Here is an 18,498-nt window from a genome sequence, read left to right on the forward strand (position 1 = left end):
AGCGTAACCGAGCCGCTGCGGGAGACACCCGCGCGGCAGGAGGAGACACCATGGACATCGCTGGATCGGTCGCACTCGTCACCGGCTCGAACCGGGGCATCGGACGCCGCTTCGCCCTGCAGTTGCTGGAGCGCGGCGCCACCAAGGTCTACGCGACCGCCCGCCGACCCGAGCTCGTGGACATCGAGGGCGTCGTGGCGCTGCCGCTCGACATCACCGACCAGGCGTCGGTCGAGGCGGCGGCCGCAGCCGCCGGCGACGTCACCCTGCTCGTGAACAACGCGGGCATCTCGACCACGGGCTCGCTGCTCACCGACGACCTGACGGACGCACGCCGCGAGATGGACACGCACTACTGGGGGAACCTCGCGATGATCCGGGCGTTCGCACCGGTGATCGAGCGGAACGGCGGCGGCGGCATCGTGAACGTCCTGTCCGCACTGTCCTGGTTCGTCTACCCGGGATCCGGCGCGTACGCGGCGGCGAAGGCCGCCGAGTGGAACCTGACGAACGCGGTGCGGCTGGAGCTCGCCGGCAAGGGGATCAGCGTGCAGGGGCTGCACCTCGGGGCGGCGGACACGGACATGATGGACGGCTACGAGGGGCCGAAGGTCGACCCGGCCGACGTGGCGCGGGCCGCGCTGGACGGTGTCGAGCAGGGTGCGGCCGAGGTCGTCGTCGACGAGTGGAGCAGCGCGGTGAAGGCGTCGCTGTCGCAGGACCCGTCGGCGTTCTACGCGCAGTTCGCCTGAGCGGGGTGACGCCGGGGCGTGGTGGAGCCCCGGCGTCGGGCCGCGGCTGGGAGTGCTCACATCCGCGGGTCCCACACTGACGCCACGGTGTCGCCGTACCGAGTCCGAGATCCTCTCGAGCTCCCGCGGGGAGCCGCCAAGGGAGTCATCATGACGGACCAGTCCGAGGCGGCCTCGACGCCGCTCGCGCTCACGAGTGTGGTGGCCTCCGGCCTGCCCACCGAGCTCGGCAAGCCCACGGCGGCGAAGTACTACGACGTCCCGGCGGTGTTCAACCGCCGACCCGACGCTGCCGAGATGGCCGGCCTGCGCGGTGCCGACGGACACGCGCAGCTCGTGACGGCCGGCTACCCCGACGTCACGCTCGACGTGCAGGACCGTCGTCTCGTCATCGGCAACACGAACCTCGGACAGCTCGAACGCGGTCTCGCCACGGTGGTCGCGACGATCGTCGACGTCGTGAGCCGGGCGTCGCTGTTCGACAAGGAGCAGGTCCGTGACGCAGCCCGCATCGAGTTCGACGACCGTACGGCCCGGGCGCGCGAGGTCACGCGGGCGGCGGAGCGGATCCACTTCGTGCCGGAGCCGTCGCGCGTCAGCGCGGGCTGACCGTGTCCGCGCGGGTCGACGTGCCCGGCGGGCGACGCCCGCGGGGCACTGCGCTAGCGTTGCACAACGCGGGGACCGGATCAGCCCCGCGTTCACGGACCCGGACGGTTTCCTCGCGATGAACGACTTCACGACGGCAGTCTCCGCACTGCAGGCCGCACCCGACGGCACCGACATGTGCCCGCCGTTCCTGACGACGCTGCCCGTGACCGGGGTCGGCATCTCCACCCTCGGCAACCCACTCGGGTCGGCGACGGTGTGCGCGAGCGACGCGCGCGCCGCGCGGATCGACGAGATCCAGTTCGACCTCGGCGAGGGCCCGTGCTGGCAGGCGCTGACGACCCGCCGCCCGGTCCTGGAGTCCGACCTGTCCGGCACGACGAACACCGACTGGCCGCTCGCGCTCGAGGAGCTCCTGCGCGCCGGGGTCGGGGCGGTGTTCTCGTTCCCGATGCGCATCGGGACGATCCCCGTCGGTGCCGTCGACCTGTCCGTGGACAGCGAGCGCACCCTGACCGTAGGGCAGATCCGCGGCGCCGTGGAGCTCACCGAGGTCGCAGCCCGTCGGGTGCTCCGTGGTGCCCTGCTCGCCGCGGCCGCCGACGGCCGCGCCGACATGGGCACCAGCCGCTACTCCCGACGAGAGGTGCACCAGGCGACCGGCATGGTCGCAGCACAGCTCGGGGTGGACGTCACCGACGCCCTCCTCGTGCTGCAGGCGCACGCCTTCGCCACCGAACGCACCGTCCGCGACGTCTCGAACGACGTCATCGCTCGCCGCATCGACCTCGCCCGGCCGTACGGTTCCGAGAACTGAGGAGCACGCACCATGGCACCGACCCGCGAGCGCCGGCTCATCGACACCTTCGTCACGCTGACCGACACCCTCGTCGACGAGTACGACGTCGTCGACCTGCTGCAGAACCTGGTCGACAGCGTCGTCGACATCTTCGACGCCTCGGCGGCCGGCATCCTGCTGGCCAACCAGCACCAGGAACTCGAGGTCGTGGCGTCGACCAGTGAGCGGTCCAGCTTCGTCGGACTCCTGCAGCTCGACGCCGGCGAAGGACCGTGCGTGGAGTGCTTCGCGACCGGGCGGCCGGTGTCCGTCAGTGACCAGGCGGAGATGCAACGCCGGTGGCCGACGTTCGCCGCCGCGTCCGCCGAATCGGGGTACGCGTCGGTGCACGCGATCCCGATGCGGTTGCGGGACACCACGCTCGGGTCGCTCAACCTGTTCCGCGAGACCGAGGGGGCGCTGAACCGCGACGACGCCCTGGCAGCACAGGCCCTGACCGACGTCGCGACCATCAGCATCCTGCAGCAGCGGACCCTGCAACACGCGGCGCTGACGCAGGCGCAGTTGCAGCGAGCCCTCGACAGCCGGGTCGTGATCGAGCAGGCCAAGGGATTCGTGGCGTACACGCACTCGGTCGACACCGAGGCGGCGTTCGAACTGCTGCGGCAGTACGCGCGGTCGAACCAGGAGCGCCTCGCCGACGTCGCCCGAGCCATCGTCGAACGCCGCCTGGTCCTCCCCGCCTGATCCCGTGTGTCCCCGGTCCGGGCCGGCGTACGATCACGAGCAAGTCGTAGCCCCGGACCCCGGTTGCAGGCGCAGCACTGGATCCAGGAGGAAACCATGGGCGACGAACTGGTCGTACCGACGGGCTACCGGAAGACCGAACGACGGTCGGCTCGTACCGACACCACCTCGACGTACACCGCGCTGCTCGCGCAGGTCCGCACCGCTGGGCTGCTCGGCCGCCGCACGGGCTGGTACTGGGGCCTCATCGCGGTGCTCGCGGCGTTGCTCGGCATCACCGGCGGGGCGTTCGCCGTGCTCGGCGGCTCCTGGTACCAGTTGATCGTCGCGGGGGTGCTGGGCGCACTGTTCACGCAGTTCGCGTTCCTGTCGCACGAGGCCGCCCACCGACAGGTGTTCGCGTCGCACCACTGGAACGACCGGGCGGCCCGGTACGCCGGCACGTTCCTGACCGGTATCAGCTACGCGTGGTGGATGAACAAGCACACCCGGCACCACGCCAACCCGAACACCGTCGGCAAGGACCCCGACATCTCGTTCGACGCGATCTCGTTCCGGCCCGAGGACGCTGCCGGCCGGACCGGGTTCCTGCGCGTGCTCGTCCGCGTGCAGGGGTACGCGTTCTTCCCGATGCTCCTGGTCGAGGGCGTGAACCTGCACTGGCAGTCGATCCGCACGTACACGAGCCGTGGCCCGGTGAAGCGGCGGTGGGCCGAGGGATCGGTCTTCGTCGGCCGGTTCGTGCTCTACCTGGGTGTCGTGTTCTGGTTCCTGCCGGTCGGCTTGGCCTTCGCGTTCCTCGGTGTGCAGCTCGCCGTGTTCGGGTTCCTCATGGGGATCGCGTTCGCGCCGAACCACAAGGGCATGCCCGTCATCGAACCCGGCCGCCGCGTGGACTTCTTCTCGCGCCAGGTCCTGACCTCGCGCGACATCGGTGGTGGCGCCTGGGTCGAGTACTTCATGGGCGGCCTGAACCACCAGGTCGAGCACCACCTGTTCCCGAGCATGGCCCGACCGAACCTGCGGGCCGCCCGGGACATGGTCCGGAAGTACTGCGCGGACCAGGGCGTGCCGTACACCGAGACGACGCTGGTGCACTCCTACGTCATCGTGGTCCGCTACCTCAACGAGGTCGGTCTGGCGGCTCGCGATCCGTTCGCGTGCCCGATGGTCGAACGACTGCGCTGACGACCGCGGACTCAGACCGCGTCGGCGCGCAGGAAGTCCGCGATCGGGGTCGATCCCGAGTTGAACCGGATGGTGTTGCCCGCCGTGCCGGGGGTCTCGAGCACGTCGGCGATCACGTGTGCGACGTCGCCGCGCGGCACGTCGCTCGACGAGCCCGCCCAGTCGACCGAACCGGTGGCGTCGTCGTCCGTCAGGGTGCTCGGCGCCACGATGGTCCACTGCAGACCGGAGTCGCGCACCACGGCGTCGGCGATCGCCTTCGACTGCGCGTAGGCGAAGAAGTCGTTGTCCTGCGGTACCCCGTGGTCGAGCTGCGACCCGGACCACGACACCATGACGTAGCGGTCGACGCCGGCCTGCTTCGCACCCTGCACCGACAGGATCGCTGCGTCGCGGTCGATCGCCCAGGTGCGGTCGACGGACCCGCCGCCGGCACCGGCCGACCACACGACGGCGTCATGCCCGTGCACGAGCTCCGCGAAGTCGGTCAGGGACTGCTGCTGGATGTCCGCGACCCGGGGTTCGCCGCCGTGGGCACGGATCTCGTCGGACTGGTCCGCGTCGCGGATGACCGAGGTGACGGTGTGGCCGCGGTCGCTGAGGATGCGGGTGGTGAGGAGTGCGACCTTGCCGTGGCCGCCGAAGACGATGACGTTGCTCATGCGGCGGACGCTACTCGGGCCAGCTCAGTACCCGCAGTCCGTGAGGACCCTCGGAGCGCTCGCGGCCTGCGTGCGTACGGTCGGACCTGACCACGTCTGGAGACACGATGAGCACGCAGCACGAGCAGCACACCCTGGTCCGCACCCTGGTGCTCGGCATCCTGAGCGGGGGCCGCAGTGCCACCCCACTCGCGGTGCTGGCGCTGAACCACGACCGGTCCTCGTTGAAGGGGTCGTGGCAGGACTGGAAGGTCTTCAGTACCCCGCTCGGCCGCGGACTCCTCGTCGCCTCGGCCGTCGGCGAGCTCATCGGCGACAAGCTGCCGATGACCCCGAACCGCATCTCCCCCGCCGGCCTGATCGGCCGCATCGGGTCCGGCGCGCTCGTCGGCGCGGCACTCGGCACGACCGGCAAGCGCGACCTGCGCATCGAGGGCGCGATCCTCGGCGGCGTCGGTGCGATCGTCGGGTCGTTCGTCGGGTGGGGTGCCCGCAAGCTCGTCGGTGCCACCACCCGCCTGCCCGACCCGGTCGTGGCGCTCGCCGAGGACGCCGCGACCATCGCCGGCTCCGTGAAGGTCATCACCGCCGACTGATGCGCATCGTCGTCATCGGAGCCACCGGCCACATCGGCACGTTCCTCGTCCCCCGCCTCGTCCGCGCCGGACACGAGGTCGTCGCCATCAGCCGTGGCACCAGCACCCCCTACGCCGACTCCCCCGAGTGGCAGCAGGTCGAACGCGTCACCGCGGACCGTGAGCAGGAGGACCGCGACGGCACGTTCGGAGCGCGGATCGCTGCGCTCGGCGCTGGCGCCGTGGTCGACCTGGTCTGCTTCACCGAGCCGTCCGCCGCCGCCCTCGTCGAAGCGCTCCGCGGCACGGGCACGCACCTCGTGCACTGCGGATCGATCTGGCGCGCGGGTGCATCCCGTGTGCTGCCGATCACCGAGGACGACTTCACGCCGCCCTTCGGCGACTACGGCGTGCAGAAGGACGCGATCGCCCGGATGCTCAAGGAAGAAACCGCGTCAGGGGGTTTGGCGACGACGACGCTGCACCCGGGTCACATCAGCGGTCCGGGCTGGATGCCGATCGGTCCGCTCGGCAACCTCGACCCGTCGGTGCTGACGAGGCTGTCCGCCGGCGACGCGATCGAGGCCCCCGGCCTCGGTGCCGAGACCATGGCCCACGTGCACGCGGACGACGTCGCGCAGGCCTTCCAGCTCGCCGTCGAACACCGCGAGGCGGCGGTCGGCGAGGACTTCTTCATCACGGCGCCGACGGCGCTCACCGCGCGTGGGTACGCCCACCTGGCAGCGTCGTGGTTCGGCCAGGAGGCCCGGCTCGAGCCCGTCAGCTGGGACCGGTTCCGCGAGACCACGACTCCAGAGCACGCTGGCGCCAGCTGGGAGCACCTGTCACGCAGCCAGGTGTTCAGCGTCGAGAAGGCCCGCCGTCTGCTCGGTTACGTGCCCGGGTTCACCGCCGAACAGACGGTGCTCGACGCCGTCCGCTGGCAGGTCGACCACGACCAGCTCGAGGTCGCCGGCCCCCCTCGTCGCCTGACAGACCGGCCGCGACCTCAGTCGGCAGGCGCGCCCTCGTTCACGGCGGCGAGCCCGTTGAGCGTCCGCGGGTAGCCGATCACGGGCACCAGGACGGTGAGCACGTCGAGCAGCTGTTGCCGGGTGTTCCCGACGTGCAGGTTGCCCGCGACGTGTCCCGTGACCTGCGCGTCCGCGCCGCCGAGCGCGACGAGGACCGCGAACGTCAGCAGCTCACGCGTCGGCAGGTCGAGCCCGTCCCGTCCGAGGGTGTCGCCGAAGCAGTTGCCGGACAGGAACCGCTGGAAGTGCACGGTGTCGTCGGCCGCGTTCTCGTACATCGCGTCGACACGTCCGGCGCCGACGACGGCGCTCTGGACCGCACGGCCCCGTTCGAGTCGGTCGTCGGGGGTGGTCGTCGACTGGCCCGGGAGCGGCAGCTCGACACCGCGCGCGGTCAGGACGTCGTTCGTGATCGTGAGGAAGTCCGAGGCGCGCGCGGACCCGACGTAGGCGACGGCCTGATACCCGATCTCCTTCGCCTCGACCGGGGTCAGTGACTCGTCGAGTGCGGTGTCGAGCAGCTGTCGGAAGGCGGACTGCGCGCCGGCGGCGATCATCGCACCGAGCTGCACGACCGCGCGGTCGTGGCTGCTGAGCGACGCGTGCTGCAGCGTCTCGTCCACGAAGTCGGCGTGGTACTGGGCGAACTCGGGGTCGGTCTCGGCGAACGTCATGTCCCCGACGCTACGACCGCCCCGCCGACCGAGGGAGGTAAGGGCCTCCCCCCTTTCGCCGTGGGTGACCGGCCTAGCGTGGCAGCCGTGCCCGGCGAGACCCGCGGGCACGGAGAGGAAACCATGGAGTACCGCCAGCTCGGACGCACCGGCGTCGAGGTGAGCCCGCTCGCTCTGGGCACCATGATGTTCGGCCCGTGGGCGAACGCCGACGTCGACGACTCGATCCGGATCATCCACCGCGCCCTCGACGCGGGCATCAACTTCGTCGACACCGCCGACGCCTACTCGGACGGCGTCTCCGAGGAGATCGTCGGCAAGGCCATCAAGGACCGCCGTGACGACGTCGTGCTCGCCACCAAGTTCTTCATGCCGATGGGCGAGGGTCCGAACCGCTCCGGGGGCTCGCGCCGCTGGATCATGCAGGAGGTCGAGAACTCCCTGCGCCGCCTCGGCACCGACCACATCGACCTGTACCAGGTGCACCGTCCGTCCCCGACGACGGACGTCGAGGAGACCCTGGGCGCCCTGACCGACCTCGTCCGCCAGGGCAAGGTCCGGAACATCGGATCGTCGTCGTACTCGGGCGCCGAGATCGTCGAGGCCCAGTGGACCTCGGAGCGCCGTGGCCTGGAGCGCTTCCGCACCGAGCAGCCGCCGTACTCGATCCTGGTGCGTGGCATCGAGGAGGACGTCCTGCCGACCACGCAGCGTTACGGCATGGGCACCCTCGTCTACAGCCCGCTCGGCGGCGGCTGGCTCAGTGGCCGCTGGCGCAAGGACGCTCCTGGCACCCCGACGGCGAAGCACCGCCCCGCGGCCCGGTTCGACATGTCGACGCCCGCGAACCAGCGGAAGCTCGACATCGTCGAGGAACTCGCACTCCTGGCCGAGTCGCAGGACATGTCCCTCATCGAGATGTCGCTGGCGTGGGTGATCCGGCACCCCGGCGTCACGAGCGCGATCATCGGCCCGCGCACCATGGAGCAGCTCGAGTCGCAGCTCCCCGCCGCCGACCGCGTGCTCAGCGACGAGGTCCTGGACCGCATCGACGAGCTCGTCGCACCGGGCGTCACGATCAACCCCGACGACAACAGCTACGGGCAGCACACCCTGGTGCCCGCCGCACGTCGCCGGTGAACGCGACCGACTGACGGACGGGAGGCCCGTGGCCAGCTGGCCACGGGCCTCCCGTCCGCCATCTGGGCACGCGCACGACGTCAGCGACGTCGGAACAGCTCGCCGAGGTGCCACGGGCCGGGCGCGAGCCGCACGGCGGCCTCGGCACGCACGCGCTCCTCGAGCGCACGGTCGCGGGTCAGGTCGTGGATCTCCTGCTCAGCGCGCCAGCGGAACCGCAAGCGGCCCAGGAAGCCGAGCGGTGCGGCGGCTGCGGTCGTCGGGACGGACTCGGTCTCGCTCATGCGTCCTCCGGTTCCGGGACGGCTGCGGCCGTCGTGGCGACGAGGTTCGCGAGCAGCTGCAGGCGCTCCTCGGACGGTGAGCCCGGCTCGGTGCCGTAGGCGATGAGCGTCAGACCGGTGTCGGTCGCGAGCTCCATCGTCTCGTACGTCAGGTCGAGGTCGCCGACCTCGGGGTGGTGCACCCGCTTCGATCCGTTCAGGTGCCGCATGACGCCGTGCGCGGCCCAGCGCTGCCGGAACTCCTCGCTGCGGGTCGAGAGCTCGCCGATCAGGTCGGTCAGTCCCTTGTCGTACGGCGACCGGGCTGCCTCGGCACGGAGCACGGCCACCATGTCGCTCGCGACGACGTCCCAGTCGCGCCAGAACTCCTGACCGCGTGGGTCGAGGAACGCGAAGCGGGCGGTGTTCGGGGTGCCGGCGGGGTCGAGGAAGAGCGGCGAGTACAGCGCACGGGCCAGGGCGTTGCCGGCCAGGAAGTCCGAGCGGCCGTTGCGCACCCACGCGGGCATGGTCATGCCGTCGAGCATGCGCTGCACGTTCGGTCGGACCTTCGACGTCGGGTGCTTCCGCCGCGTGGTCGCCGAGGCGTTCTGCACGCGGGCCAGGTCGAACAGGTGCGCGTGCTCGGCGTCGTCGAGGCGCAACGCGCGCGACAGCGACTCGAGCACGCTCTCCGAGACGCCGGTGAGGTTCCCGCGCTCGAGGCGGATGTAGTAGTCGACGCTCATGCCGGCGACGAGCGCGAGCTCCTCGCGGCGGAGACCCTTGACCCGTCGGGCGCCACCGAAGTCGGGCAGGCCGACCTGCTGCGGCGTGACGCGCTCGCGGCGGGTGCGGAGGAAGTCGCGCACTTCGCTCTTGGTGTCCATGCGTCCACGGTAGGACCGTGCCGCGCGGGGAAGAAGGGGTTGCTGGTACCCGTCAGGCGGATGCGCGAGCGCGTTCCGCGATCTGCTCCGTCGCCGCCCACGATGCGAGCAGGCGGAGCGCGTCAGCGGTCGGGCTGCCCGGGGTCGCCGGGTAGATCGTGAGCGCGAGCCCGGGGTCCTCGGCGAGTTCGAGCGTCTGGAAGTGCAGTTCGAGCGGACCGACCACGGCGTGCCGGAAGGACTTCACGCCGGCGTAGTGGCGGCGGACGTCGTGCGCCGCCCAGAGCGCGCGGAAGTCGTCGCTCCGCATCGACAGTTCGCCGATGAGGGCTGCGAGGTCACGGTCGTTCGGTGTACGCCCGGCCTCGCGCCGCAGGATCGCGACGTTCGTGTGCGCCGCCCGCTGCCAGTCCTGGTAGAAGTTCCGGGCCTGCGGGTCGAGGAAGATGAAGCGCGAGAAGTTCATCGGCCGGGCCGGTGCCGCCACCAGGTCCGAGTGCATCGCGTAGCCGAGCGCGTTGGCGGCGACGATGTCCTGCCGGTTGTTGATGATCATCGCCGGCGCATCGGTGATGACGTCGAGCAGGTACTGCAGCTCCGGGCGGACGGCCGCCACCGGCACGACCTTGCCCGCGCGCCGTGGTGTCGCGTTCTGGTGCCGGGACAGGTCGCGCAGGTGCTCGAGCTCGGCGGCGTCGAGCTGCAGTGCGCCGGCGACGGCCTCGAGCACGCTGTCCGAGACGCCCTGCAGGTTCCCCCGCTCCAGCCGCGTGTAGTAGTCGATGCTGACGCCTGCCAGCCGTGCGACCTCTTCGCGCCGGAGCCCGGTGACCCGACGGCGGGTTCCGAACGTCTCGACCCCGGCCTGCTCAGGAGTGATGCGGGCGCGACGGCTGGACAGGAAGTCGCGGGCTTCGTCGCGGTGGTTCATGCCGTCACGGTAACCGGCTGGACAGCGTGCGAGCGAGGGGCTGCCGGAACCCCTGTGGGGTCGTCACGACCGCGTGAGCGGGACCGAGACGATGCGATCGTCCCCCGCTTCCGGGTCACCACGGCCGTCGGTGTTGTTCGTGACGAACCAGAGGGTGTCCGCCGGCCCCTCGAGCACGGTCCGGATCCGGCCGAAGTCGCCCGGGAAGTACTCGGTCGACGTCCCCGGGTCGTCCGCCGGGATCGCCCGGAGCACCTCGCCGCGCAGGTTGGCCACGAACACGGTGTCGTCGACGACCGTCAGGCCGCTCGGGGACGCCTCGTCCGTCGACCACTGCTGCACCGGGTCGACGAAGCCCTGGCCCTCGCCGCCCTCGCCCTCGACCTCGGGCCAGCCGTAGTCCTCGCCCGCCTCGATCACGTTCAGCTCGTCGAGGGTGTTCTCGCCGAACTCCGACGCGAACATCGTGCCGTCGGAGGACCATCCCAGGCCCTGCACGTTGCGGTGCCCGAGGCTCCAGACGGGTGACCCGTCGAACGGGTTGTCGTCCGGCACGTCGCCGTCCGGGGTGAGCCGCAGGATCTTGCCCGCGAGCGAGTCCTCGTCCTGCGCGTCACTGCTCGTGCCGGCGTCCCCGACGCTGGCGTAGAGCATGTCGTCGGGGCCGAACGCGATGCGGCCGCCGTCGTGGAACGTGTTCGACGGCAGCCCGTCGATGATCGTCGTGGCGGCGCCGAGCGCCCACGACCCGGCGCTGCCCGTCAGTTCGAACCGCTGGATCCGGTTGCCGTCGTCGGCCGTCGAGTACACGAACAGGTCGTCGTCGTGCAGGGCCAGCCCGAGCAGCCCGCCCTCGCCGCCGTGGCTGACGCCGTCGACGGTGCCCACCTCGCGCGTGGAGCCGTCGTCCTGCAGCTCGAGGACCTTCGCGGAGTCGCGTTCGCTGACCAGGGCGTCGCCGTCGTCGCCGGTGCGGACGACCGACCACGGTGCCTCGAGCCCGGTGACCACGTCACTGGTGTCGCCGTCGAGCGCGACCTGCCCGGTGGGCAGGTCGGCGGGGGCGGTGGCACGGGCGCTCGCCGACGAGCCGCGGTCGTCGTCCGGCGCGGCATCGGCGCAGCCGCTCAGGGCGAGGGCGGCCACGGCGGCGATGCCCGCTGCGGACCAGGCGCGTCGGGTGCGGGTCGGGCTCGGCTGCTGGGTCGGGTGTTCGCTGCTGTCCACGGTGGTCCTCCCGGATCGTCCGTCGATCACACACGCCGTGTTCGGGAAACGGCTGAGGGGTACGACCGGCACCTCCCTCCGGTGCGCACATCGGCCTACCGTCGGGGCCATGGAGATCCAACCGAAGCAGCCGACCGTCAAGAACCCGGCCGCGCAGTTCACCGGCGACGTGTACCTCGACGCCATCGCCAGCCCGAGGGAAGCCGGCCAGTCGATGACCGTCGCGAAGGTCCGGTTCCTGCCCGGCGCCCGCACCGCCTGGCACTCGCACGCCAACGGCCAGACCCTGCACGTCACCGAGGGTGTTGCGCGCATGGGTACCCGTGACGGCGGCGTGATCGAGGTCCAGCCGGGCCAGACCGTCTACACGCCTGCGGGTGAGGAGCACTGGCACGGTGCGACCCCGACGGATTACATGGAGCACCTCGCGATGCTCGACCTCGCCGACGACCCGGCGACCACCACCACCTGGCTCGAGCACGTCACCGACGAGGAGTACTCCGCATGACCACCATCGCCATCATCGGGGCCGGCAAGGGCCTCGGTCTCGCCGTCGCCGAACGCTTCGGCCGTGAGGGCTTCTCGATCGCCCTCGTCTCCCGCAACCAGGACCGCCTGGACGGCCTCGCCGCGTCGCTGCGCGAGCAGGGCATCACGGCCGCCGGGTTCGCCGCGAACGTCCGTGACGGCGATTCGCTCCGCAGCGCCCTCGAGCGTGCGACCGAGCAGCTCGGCCCCATCGAGGTGCTGCAGTACAGCCCGCTCCCCGCCAAGGAGTACATGCGCCCGGTGCTCGAGACCACCGCGGAGGACCTGGTCGGCCCGATCGAGTTCTCGGTCTACGGCTCGGTCAACGCGGTCCGCCAGGTGTTGCCCGGCATGCGCGCGATCGGCCACGGCACGATCCTGTACGTGAACGGCGGCAGTGCGGTGCGTCCCGGCGCCCGGGTCACCGGCACCTCGGTCGCCTTCGCGGCCGAGAGCGCCTACGCGCAGCTCCTGCACGACGCCGTGCGCGACGAGCAGGTCCACGTCGGTCAGCTCATCATCCCGTTCGGCATCGACGACGGGCGGCCGGAGCACTCCGGCGAGTCCATCGCGGATCGTCTGTGGGCGATCCACGCGGAGCGCGGCGAGTTCCGCACGTACGCGGAGGCGCTGCCCGACCCCGCTTGAGCGCGGTGCGCGCCGCGCCGCTCGCCGCTTCGTGAGCAGGAATGGTCGGGTCTGCGGCGGCCACCCGACCATTTCTGCTCACCATGTGGCGGACGGGAGGCCCGGTACCAGCTGGCACCGGGCCTCCCGTCCGCCCTGGGGTCACGTCGAGAGCAGCGCGACGGCACGCGCGGCGCGTGCGGCGACCGCCGCCGCCGTCGGGGCCGCAGCCAGGCCGAGCAGGCGCTGGCGGTGGAGTTCCCCGAGCAGCAGGCTGAAGAGCTCGGAGGCGGTGTCCGGAGTCGCTCCGGCGCGGACCAGAGCCTGCTGGGCGGCGAGCGGGCCGGCCTCGTGGAACTCGCGGGCGAGCTCGGGCGACCGCGTCGACTCCGCGATGACGAGTCGGTGCAGGGCGACCGCACGGTCCGAGAGCAACGCGCTGCCGATCGCCGTGGCCGTGGACACGAGGTCCGCGGCGGGCTGGTCGGCGTACGGGTGCTGCCGCCGGACGACTGCTCGGAGGATCGCGGGCTTGTCGCCGAACGCCGTGTAGAGCGTGCGCTTCGTGACCCCGGCCTCCGCGGCGACGCGGTCGAGTGCGACGCCCGCGAACCCGTGCTCCAGGAACAGGTCGGTCGCGACGTCGAGGATCCGCTCGTCCCGGGCGATCCGCTCGTCAGTGGTCGGACGTCCACGCTTGTTCACGGACCCATCCTAGCGGTAATGATACGCTCCCGTTTCATTACCGAGGAGGGTCCATGACCGATGTGGTCTGTCACGTGGCGATCGCCGACGACTGGGAGATGAGCCGCGGGTTCGGCGAGTACGAGGTGTCCACCCGCGGGGTGCCGCTCGAGCCGGGCGGGTACGTCCGCGCCACCACGCCCGACCGGGTGTCCGAGGTCGTCGCCGAGCGGTACGGCGACCTCGCGTTGCCCCTGCTCCGGATCGACCTGAGCGTCGAGGGGCTCGCAGCTGCGGGGGTGACGGTCGAGTGGGTCGACGGACTCCCGCGGGTGCGGGGTCCGATCCCGATGGACGACGAGGTCGTGCTGGCCGAGGTGCCGATCGCCCGGCGGTGAGCGGCACGGACGAACGACGACCATTTCGTGAGCAGAAATGGTCGAGTCCGCCGACGGCGACCCGACCATTTCTGCTCACGAAGTACCGCGTCCTAGGCTGGAAGGGATGTCCAGCGTCCTCCTCACCGTGCACGTCGTGGCGGCGCTGCTCACCCTCGGTCCCGTCGCGGTCGCCGGGAGCATGTTCCCGAAGCCGGCCCGCGCGCTCGTCGCCGATCCGGACGACCAGGGCGCCCGAGCGGTCGCCAGGGTCCTGCACCGGATCTGCCACGTGTACTCGATCATCTCGCTCGCGGTTCCGACCTTCGGCACGGCCCTGGCGTTCGAGGTCGGGGCGCTCGACGAGGCGTGGCTGCTCGTCTCGATCGGTCTGACCGCGGTGGCTGCGGGGATCCTCGCGCTCGGGGTCCTGCCGGAGCAGCGCGAGGTCCTGCGCGGCAACGGGACCGAGCGCTCGCCGCGGAAGCTCGCTGCCCTGGTCGGCCTGTTCAACGTGGTGTGGGTCGTCGTGGCCGTGCTCATGGTGGTGCAGCCCGGCACCTGACCGGGACTGCACCGGGGCGGCGCCGCGTGCAGCGCCGCCCACACCTCAGTGCGCCCGGCGCACCGCCACCCGGCGTCGGCCGTGCGCGGTGAGCCATGCCCCGGCTGTCACCAGCAGCGGCAGACCGATCGCGAGCAGGGCCAGCATCGACCAGTCCGGCACGAACGGCATGTGGTTCGACCCGACAGCTGGTTCCGTGAACCGCAGGGTGAGTGCCCGCATCGGCAGCAGCCCCAGCAGAGTGCCGATCACCGCGCCCACCGAGGCCAGGATCGCCGCCTGCCAGGTCGACACCCGCCGTCGCAGTCGTGGTGCGGCACCGATCGCGTCGAGCACCTCGTCGTCCCGGCGCCCGTCGGACCGCGCGAGCCCGATGGCCACCGCCGTCGCACCGAACGTCACCGCCGCGGCCAGCGCGAGCACGATCGCCCGGATCAGTGCGCCGTTGTCGACCGGCCCGGCCTCGTACGCGAACTGCGGGCCGTCCCACCGAGCGCGGTCCGCGCCGCCGAAGCTCTGCCAGGCGGAGCTCAGCTCGTCCCACTGCTCGGGCGCGATGTCCCCGGGCAGCGTCGTGACGAGCATGCCGTCGACGGCGTGCACCCCGTAGTGCGCAGCGGTCGCCTTCGTCATGAAGACGCCGACCTGGATCCGCGGCGACTGCACGTCGAGCACGGCCGGGATCGACACGCTGGCGTCCGGCTTCGTCGTCGTCGTGATCGTCGGGCTCTCCCACGTGCGGTCGTGGAACGTGTCGATGCGGACCGCGCCGTCGTGGGCGTACTCCGGCCAGAGCGACACGGCCTCGCCGCCCTCGAGCGCGTCCCGGACCGCGGCCGAGGGGCGGTGGCCGGTGAGCACGGCGTAGTCGTCGACGGTGCCGGTCCAGATGTGCGGGACGGTCGCGTCAGCGGTGTCGAGGTAGTACGAGCACGACGTGGAGTCGTAGCCGTCGCAGTCGAAGTCCGTCCACCGGTGCGGCATCGTCACGGACGACGGGGTGTCGCCCGCCCAGCCCTCGGCCACGCCGAGCACCCGGATCCGGTCGTGGTCGAGCACCCGCGCCACGACCTTCGCCGCGTGCGCCGTCAACGCCGCGTCGTGCCCGCTGGCGGCACCGTCCTTGCTGGACAGCTGCACCTCGGACGTCGCGACCCCGACCGCCGTCGTGTACTCGTACCCGCGGACGTACTGCGCGTGGCTCGATGCACTCCACGTGATCACGACCGACGCGACGAACACGACGCTCATCACACTGGCGAGCACCGGCACCGTCCGGACCGGGTTGCGCCGGGCATCGCGGGCGGCCAACCGAGCCGACAGGCCCAGGCGTGCGGACATCCGGGAGACCAGGGCCAGGAGCCACGGCGAGCAGATCGCGATGCCGAGCTGCATCAGGCACGGCCCGAGCGCGACCCCGGCACCGGCCACCCAGGCCCAGTGGTCGTCCTGCACCCGGCGGTCGTTGAGCATGAGCACGCCGGCGCCGCACGCCAGCGTCATCACGGCACCGGCGATGATGAGCACCGGCCCCCAGATGCGTCGCCGACGACGAGCGGGACGGTCGACGGGCGCGGGTCGGAGCGAACCCCGCAGCGCCGCGAGCACGTTGATGCGGGTGGCGGCCCGAGCAGCGACGAGTGCGGAGACCAGCCCGGCCAGGACGCCGGCGGCCGCGACCACGAGCAGCAGGAGCGGGGGCACGTGCAAGCCGGGGAACGACACGACGTCGCCGTTGTCGATCAGGCGGAACACCGCGACGCCGATCCCGGTGCCCACCGCGACGCCGAGGACGGCGCCGATGGACCCGAGCACGAGGCCGGACCCGGCGACGATCGTCCGGACGAACCGCTTGTCCCCGCCGACGCTCGTGACGATCGCGTACGAACGGGTGTCCGCCCTCGTGCCGACCAGGAACGCGGCCCCGGCGAGCAGCGCGACCTCGAACATCGCGAAGACCCCGAGCAGCGCCATCGCACCGAGGTACCAGCCGAGCGACGAGTTCACCTGGCCGCCGGGCAGGCGGGCGTCCGGCGGGTCGAGCACGACCGGGCGGGACTGCACGACGATGCCGTGCGCGTTGAGCTGCCGGATCTCCGACCAGGTCGGGGCGTCCGACGGCAAGTAGACGGTGACGTCGGTCAGGCCGACGTCGTCGGTGGTGTCCGTCGTCGACAGGGTCGTCCCCCACGGCAGGAACACCCCCTGCTCGCTGGGCGCCGAACCGAGGTCGCGCATCGTCCCGGTGATCGTGAACCGCTTCGTGACGGGATCGGTGAGGTCGACGGTGTCACCGATGTGTGCGCCGAGCCGGTCGAGGGTCGCGGGCGTGACCATGAGTTGGTTGCGCGCGGTCGGCGCCGAACCGTCGAGGACGCGCCAGTGGCCCTCGAGCGACGGGTCCCAGACGCTGCCCTCCACCGCGGCCAGACCCACCGGGCCCCGCGGACCCTGCACCACGACGGGTGTGCCGCCGACCGGGATCGACAGTGCACCGTCCGGCACGTGGGCGAGCACGTTCGCGAACGGCGCGTCCTCGTCGGCCTTCGTGACCGGGCTGTTCCGCTTCGCGTCGGTGAACTGCCACTGCACCGGGTCCTGCCGCATGCCGGGCAGGTCCGGACCGGACACCCGCATCTGCGCGGCTGCCTTGCCGAGGTCGTAGTCCAGCGACTCCGCGGTCGTGGGCTGCGTCGACTGCACGACGACCGCCACTGCCGCGAACCCGGCGGTGGGGATCCCGATGAGCGCGATGATCAGCGCTGCTCGTCCGGCCTTCGCGAAGGCCAGCCGACGCCCCAGACGGAGCGCCGGTCGGAGGGCGAACGGCGTCCGGCCGGTACCGGGACGCCGACGCCGGCTCACGACGCGGTCCGGTCCGACAGGGTGAGCTCCACGCCCGAGTACACGGTCTCGTCGACCACGCGACCGTCGCGCAGGAAGACGATCCGGTCTGCCCAGGCAGCGTGCCGGGCGTCGTGGGTGACGAGCAGCGCGCCGGCTCCGGCATCGACGTGCCGTCGGAGCATGCGGAGCACGACCTCGCCGGTCTGCGAGTCGAGGGCGCCGGTCGGTTCGTCCGCCAGCACGAGCCGACGTTCGCCGACCACGCCCCGGGCGATCGCAACGCGCTGCTGCTGCCCGCCGGACAGGTCGTCGGGGTAGGCGTCGCCGCGGTGCGCGAGTTCGACGTTGTCGAGTGCCAGTTCCGCGGCGCGGCGGGCCTGCGAGGCCTTCCAGCCGTCGAGCTCGAGCGGCAGCGCCACGTTCTCGACCGCGGTGAGCGACGGGATCAGGTTGAAGTCCTGGAACACGAACCCGATGAGGCGACGGCGGAGGGCCGCGAGTTCCTTGGCGGGCCGGTCGGACACGAACTCGCCGTCGATCAGCACTTCGCCGCTCGTCGGCGGCAGCAGGGTGCCGGCGCAGGCGAGCAGCGTCGACTTGCCGGAACCCGAGGTCCCCATGACCGCGACCATCTCGCCGCGCTGGACGGCCAGGTCGATGCCGGCCAGCGCCGTGACGGCCTTCGCGCCGGAGCCGTAGTGCACGCTGACGGCGTCGAGCTGCAGGAGCGGTGCGGCGCTCACCGTGCACTCCGCGCGGTGTCGGCAGCGGTCGGGGACGAGGCGCCAGCGTCGGCCGCCGGGTGCTCCTCCGGCCGGTACCGCGCCACGGTCGACTCCACGTGGTCGAGCCACCGCACCTCGGCCTCGGCCTGGAACACCATCGACTCGAGCACGAGCGACCACGCCAGGTCCGTCGCGGGATCGGTCGTGCGCTTGAGCCGGGTCAGGTCCTGCAGGTTCCGGATCGCGGCACCGCGCTGCACCTGCACCAGGCGCGCGACGTCGACGCCGGGCACCGTCACGGCCAGAGCGAACTTGATCGCGAGCTCGTCACGCCCGCGCTTGGCGGGCACCGGCTCGCTGAACCAGCGCGCCACTTCCCCGCGACCCGCGTCGGTCACCGTGTAGACGACGTGGCCGTCGTCGTCGGTGTCGCCGCGGGCCACGAGGCCGTCGCGTTCCAGGCGGTCGAGCGTCGTGTAGACCTGGCCGATGTTCAGCGGCCAGCTCCCGCCGGTGCGGTGCTCGAACTCCCCCCGGAGCTGGTACCCGTACCCGGGTCCCCCCACCAGCAGCGCGAGTACGCCCATCCGTACGCTCATGACACTTCCCCCGTCTCTCGTCCACCATGGACATACCGAGTATGCCCATACCGCG

Annotated in this window: 22 protein-coding genes; 12 read left to right on the forward strand and 10 right to left on the reverse strand. The window is 71.7% G+C overall.

Annotation, left to right across the window (positions count from 1 at the left end; all coding sequences use genetic code 11):
• Positions 1-50: 50 nt before the first annotated feature.
• From EDF42_RS02135 to EDF42_RS02155, 5 genes are all read left to right on the forward strand, one after another.
• Entirely contained in the window at positions 51-752 is a 702-nt protein-coding gene (locus EDF42_RS02135) for an SDR family oxidoreductase (protein ID WP_123671326.1), read from the forward strand.
• A gap of 150 nt (positions 753-902) precedes the next feature.
• Positions 903-1,361 (forward strand): hypothetical protein, encoded by a 459-nt coding sequence (locus EDF42_RS02140; RefSeq protein ID WP_123339352.1) that lies wholly within the window; start codon positions 903-905, stop codon positions 1,359-1,361.
• A 118-nt stretch (positions 1,362-1,479) separates the two neighbouring features.
• Positions 1,480-2,178, forward strand: a complete 699-nt coding sequence (locus EDF42_RS02145; protein WP_123671327.1) for a GAF and ANTAR domain-containing protein — start codon at positions 1,480-1,482, stop codon at positions 2,176-2,178.
• A gap of 12 nt (positions 2,179-2,190) precedes the next feature.
• The gene (locus EDF42_RS02150; protein ID WP_123339354.1) at positions 2,191-2,907 is read left to right on the forward strand and encodes a GAF and ANTAR domain-containing protein; all 717 of its coding nucleotides are present in this window, start codon (positions 2,191-2,193) and stop codon (positions 2,905-2,907) included.
• A 96-nt stretch (positions 2,908-3,003) separates the two neighbouring features.
• Entirely contained in the window at positions 3,004-4,095 is a 1,092-nt protein-coding gene (locus tag EDF42_RS02155; RefSeq protein WP_123671328.1) for an acyl-CoA desaturase, read from the forward strand.
• A gap of 11 nt (positions 4,096-4,106) precedes the next feature.
• On the opposite strand, the gene EDF42_RS02160 is transcribed toward EDF42_RS02155, so the two are convergent.
• Positions 4,107-4,757 (reverse strand): SDR family oxidoreductase, encoded by a 651-nt coding sequence (locus EDF42_RS02160; RefSeq protein WP_123671329.1) that lies wholly within the window; start codon positions 4,755-4,757, stop codon positions 4,107-4,109.
• A 107-nt stretch (positions 4,758-4,864) separates the two neighbouring features.
• Here EDF42_RS02160 and EDF42_RS02165 point away from each other — a divergent pair, with 107 nt between their 5' ends.
• Together EDF42_RS02165 and EDF42_RS02170 are read left to right on the forward strand one after the other, a co-directional pair.
• Positions 4,865-5,353: a DUF4126 family protein gene (locus EDF42_RS02165; protein ID WP_123671330.1), complete on the forward strand. Its 489-nt coding sequence runs from the start codon at positions 4,865-4,867 to the stop codon at positions 5,351-5,353.
• Entirely contained in the window at positions 5,353-6,399 is a 1,047-nt protein-coding gene (locus tag EDF42_RS02170) for an NAD(P)-dependent oxidoreductase (protein WP_123671331.1), read from the forward strand. Before EDF42_RS02165 ends, EDF42_RS02170 begins: the two co-directional genes overlap by 1 nt.
• On the opposite strand, the gene EDF42_RS02175 is transcribed toward EDF42_RS02170, so the two are convergent.
• Positions 6,342-7,040, reverse strand: a complete 699-nt coding sequence (locus EDF42_RS02175) for a carboxymuconolactone decarboxylase family protein (RefSeq protein WP_123671332.1) — start codon at positions 7,038-7,040, stop codon at positions 6,342-6,344. The two genes, EDF42_RS02170 and EDF42_RS02175, sit on opposite strands and share 58 nt — an antisense overlap.
• A 123-nt stretch (positions 7,041-7,163) precedes the next feature.
• Here EDF42_RS02175 and EDF42_RS02180 point away from each other — a divergent pair, with 123 nt between their 5' ends.
• On the forward strand, positions 7,164-8,180 hold the full coding sequence (locus tag EDF42_RS02180) for an aldo/keto reductase (RefSeq protein WP_123292981.1): 1,017 nt from the start codon (positions 7,164-7,166) through the stop codon (positions 8,178-8,180).
• Positions 8,181-8,260: 80 nt separating this feature from the next.
• Here EDF42_RS02180 and EDF42_RS02185 read toward each other — a convergent pair whose 3' ends face one another.
• From EDF42_RS02185 to EDF42_RS02200, 4 genes are all read right to left on the reverse strand, one after another.
• Positions 8,261-8,464 (reverse strand): hypothetical protein, encoded by a 204-nt coding sequence (locus EDF42_RS02185; protein WP_123671333.1) that lies wholly within the window; start codon positions 8,462-8,464, stop codon positions 8,261-8,263.
• Positions 8,461-9,333 carry a helix-turn-helix transcriptional regulator gene (locus EDF42_RS02190; RefSeq protein ID WP_185040720.1) on the reverse strand — a complete coding sequence of 291 codons (873 nt, stop codon included), beginning with the start codon at positions 9,331-9,333 and terminating at the stop codon, positions 8,461-8,463. The genes EDF42_RS02185 and EDF42_RS02190 overlap by 4 nt, the downstream gene beginning before the upstream one ends.
• 52 nt (positions 9,334-9,385) lie before the next feature.
• The gene (locus tag EDF42_RS02195) at positions 9,386-10,264 is read right to left on the reverse strand and encodes a helix-turn-helix transcriptional regulator (RefSeq protein ID WP_123339361.1); all 879 of its coding nucleotides are present in this window, start codon (positions 10,262-10,264) and stop codon (positions 9,386-9,388) included.
• A gap of 63 nt (positions 10,265-10,327) precedes the next feature.
• Positions 10,328-11,491: a sorbosone dehydrogenase family protein gene (locus tag EDF42_RS02200; RefSeq protein ID WP_260234992.1), complete on the reverse strand. Its 1,164-nt coding sequence runs from the start codon at positions 11,489-11,491 to the stop codon at positions 10,328-10,330.
• 109 nt (positions 11,492-11,600) lie between these two features.
• On the opposite strand from EDF42_RS02200, the gene EDF42_RS02205 reads away from it, so the two are divergent.
• Complete coding sequence (locus EDF42_RS02205; RefSeq protein WP_123339363.1) at positions 11,601-11,999, forward strand: cupin domain-containing protein; 399 nt, start codon at positions 11,601-11,603, stop codon at positions 11,997-11,999.
• A complete protein-coding gene (locus EDF42_RS02210; RefSeq protein ID WP_123671335.1) occupies positions 11,996-12,667 on the forward strand; it encodes an SDR family oxidoreductase in 672 nt (223 codons plus the stop codon). Before EDF42_RS02205 ends, EDF42_RS02210 begins: the two co-directional genes overlap by 4 nt.
• 141 nt (positions 12,668-12,808) lie before the next feature.
• Here the strand turns inward: EDF42_RS02210 and EDF42_RS02215 are convergent, their stop codons facing one another.
• Positions 12,809-13,351: a TetR/AcrR family transcriptional regulator gene (locus EDF42_RS02215; protein WP_123671336.1), complete on the reverse strand. Its 543-nt coding sequence runs from the start codon at positions 13,349-13,351 to the stop codon at positions 12,809-12,811.
• 53 nt (positions 13,352-13,404) lie between these two features.
• On the opposite strand from EDF42_RS02215, the gene EDF42_RS02220 reads away from it, so the two are divergent.
• Both EDF42_RS02220 and EDF42_RS02225 read left to right on the forward strand, forming a co-directional pair.
• Entirely contained in the window at positions 13,405-13,728 is a 324-nt protein-coding gene (locus EDF42_RS02220) for a DUF952 domain-containing protein (RefSeq protein WP_148053815.1), read from the forward strand.
• Positions 13,729-13,834: 106 nt separating this feature from the next.
• On the forward strand, positions 13,835-14,272 hold the full coding sequence (locus EDF42_RS02225) for a hypothetical protein (protein WP_123671337.1): 438 nt from the start codon (positions 13,835-13,837) through the stop codon (positions 14,270-14,272).
• Positions 14,273-14,317: 45 nt separating this feature from the next.
• Here the strand turns inward: EDF42_RS02225 and EDF42_RS02230 are convergent, their stop codons facing one another.
• Genes EDF42_RS02230 through EDF42_RS02240 form a run of 3 tightly spaced genes read right to left on the reverse strand, consistent with a single transcriptional unit; the run spans position 14,318 to position 18,443 of the window.
• Positions 14,318-17,137, reverse strand: coding sequence for an FtsX-like permease family protein (locus EDF42_RS02230; RefSeq protein WP_123671338.1), 2,820 nt, complete (start codon positions 17,135-17,137; stop codon positions 14,318-14,320).
• The gene (locus tag EDF42_RS02235) at positions 17,134-17,862 is read right to left on the reverse strand and encodes an ABC transporter ATP-binding protein (protein ID WP_123339369.1); all 729 of its coding nucleotides are present in this window, start codon (positions 17,860-17,862) and stop codon (positions 17,134-17,136) included. Before EDF42_RS02235 ends, EDF42_RS02230 begins: the two co-directional genes overlap by 4 nt.
• Entirely contained in the window at positions 17,859-18,443 is a 585-nt protein-coding gene (locus EDF42_RS02240; protein WP_260234994.1) for a PadR family transcriptional regulator, read from the reverse strand. The genes EDF42_RS02235 and EDF42_RS02240 overlap by 4 nt, the downstream gene beginning before the upstream one ends.
• Positions 18,444-18,498: the final 55 nt, after the last annotated feature.

This window comes from Curtobacterium sp. PhB172 (assembly GCF_003752545.1).
Taxonomy (GTDB): domain Bacteria; phylum Actinomycetota; class Actinomycetes; order Actinomycetales; family Microbacteriaceae; genus Curtobacterium.

What these genes read in the sequence shown, in the direction of transcription:
- EDF42_RS02135 (WP_123671326.1), top strand. Translation starts at nt 51, where the DNA reads ATGGACATCGCTGGATCGGTCGCACTCGTCACCGGCTCGAACCGGGGC.
- EDF42_RS02140 (WP_123339352.1), top strand. Translation starts at nt 903, where the DNA reads ATGACGGACCAGTCCGAGGCGGCCTCGACGCCGCTCGCGCTCACGAGT.
- EDF42_RS02145 (WP_123671327.1), top strand. Translation starts at nt 1,480, where the DNA reads ATGAACGACTTCACGACGGCAGTCTCCGCACTGCAGGCCGCACCCGAC.
- EDF42_RS02150 (WP_123339354.1), top strand. Translation starts at nt 2,191, where the DNA reads ATGGCACCGACCCGCGAGCGCCGGCTCATCGACACCTTCGTCACGCTG.
- EDF42_RS02155 (WP_123671328.1), top strand. Translation starts at nt 3,004, where the DNA reads ATGGGCGACGAACTGGTCGTACCGACGGGCTACCGGAAGACCGAACGA.
- EDF42_RS02160 (WP_123671329.1), bottom strand. Translation starts at nt 4,757, where the DNA reads ATGAGCAACGTCATCGTCTTCGGCGGCCACGGCAAGGTCGCACTCCTC.
- EDF42_RS02165 (WP_123671330.1), top strand. Translation starts at nt 4,865, where the DNA reads ATGAGCACGCAGCACGAGCAGCACACCCTGGTCCGCACCCTGGTGCTC.
- EDF42_RS02170 (WP_123671331.1), top strand. Translation starts at nt 5,353, where the DNA reads ATGCGCATCGTCGTCATCGGAGCCACCGGCCACATCGGCACGTTCCTC.
- EDF42_RS02175 (WP_123671332.1), bottom strand. Translation starts at nt 7,040, where the DNA reads ATGACGTTCGCCGAGACCGACCCCGAGTTCGCCCAGTACCACGCCGAC.
- EDF42_RS02180 (WP_123292981.1), top strand. Translation starts at nt 7,164, where the DNA reads ATGGAGTACCGCCAGCTCGGACGCACCGGCGTCGAGGTGAGCCCGCTC.
- EDF42_RS02185 (WP_123671333.1), bottom strand. Translation starts at nt 8,464, where the DNA reads ATGAGCGAGACCGAGTCCGTCCCGACGACCGCAGCCGCCGCACCGCTC.
- EDF42_RS02190 (WP_185040720.1), bottom strand. Translation starts at nt 9,333, where the DNA reads ATGGACACCAAGAGCGAAGTGCGCGACTTCCTCCGCACCCGCCGCGAG.
- EDF42_RS02195 (WP_123339361.1), bottom strand. Translation starts at nt 10,264, where the DNA reads ATGAACCACCGCGACGAAGCCCGCGACTTCCTGTCCAGCCGTCGCGCC.
- EDF42_RS02205 (WP_123339363.1), top strand. Translation starts at nt 11,601, where the DNA reads ATGGAGATCCAACCGAAGCAGCCGACCGTCAAGAACCCGGCCGCGCAG.
- EDF42_RS02210 (WP_123671335.1), top strand. Translation starts at nt 11,996, where the DNA reads ATGACCACCATCGCCATCATCGGGGCCGGCAAGGGCCTCGGTCTCGCC.
- EDF42_RS02220 (WP_148053815.1), top strand. Translation starts at nt 13,405, where the DNA reads ATGACCGATGTGGTCTGTCACGTGGCGATCGCCGACGACTGGGAGATG.
- EDF42_RS02225 (WP_123671337.1), top strand. Translation starts at nt 13,835, where the DNA reads ATGTCCAGCGTCCTCCTCACCGTGCACGTCGTGGCGGCGCTGCTCACC.
- EDF42_RS02240 (WP_260234994.1), bottom strand. Translation starts at nt 18,443, where the DNA reads ATGAGCGTACGGATGGGCGTACTCGCGCTGCTGGTGGGGGGACCCGGG.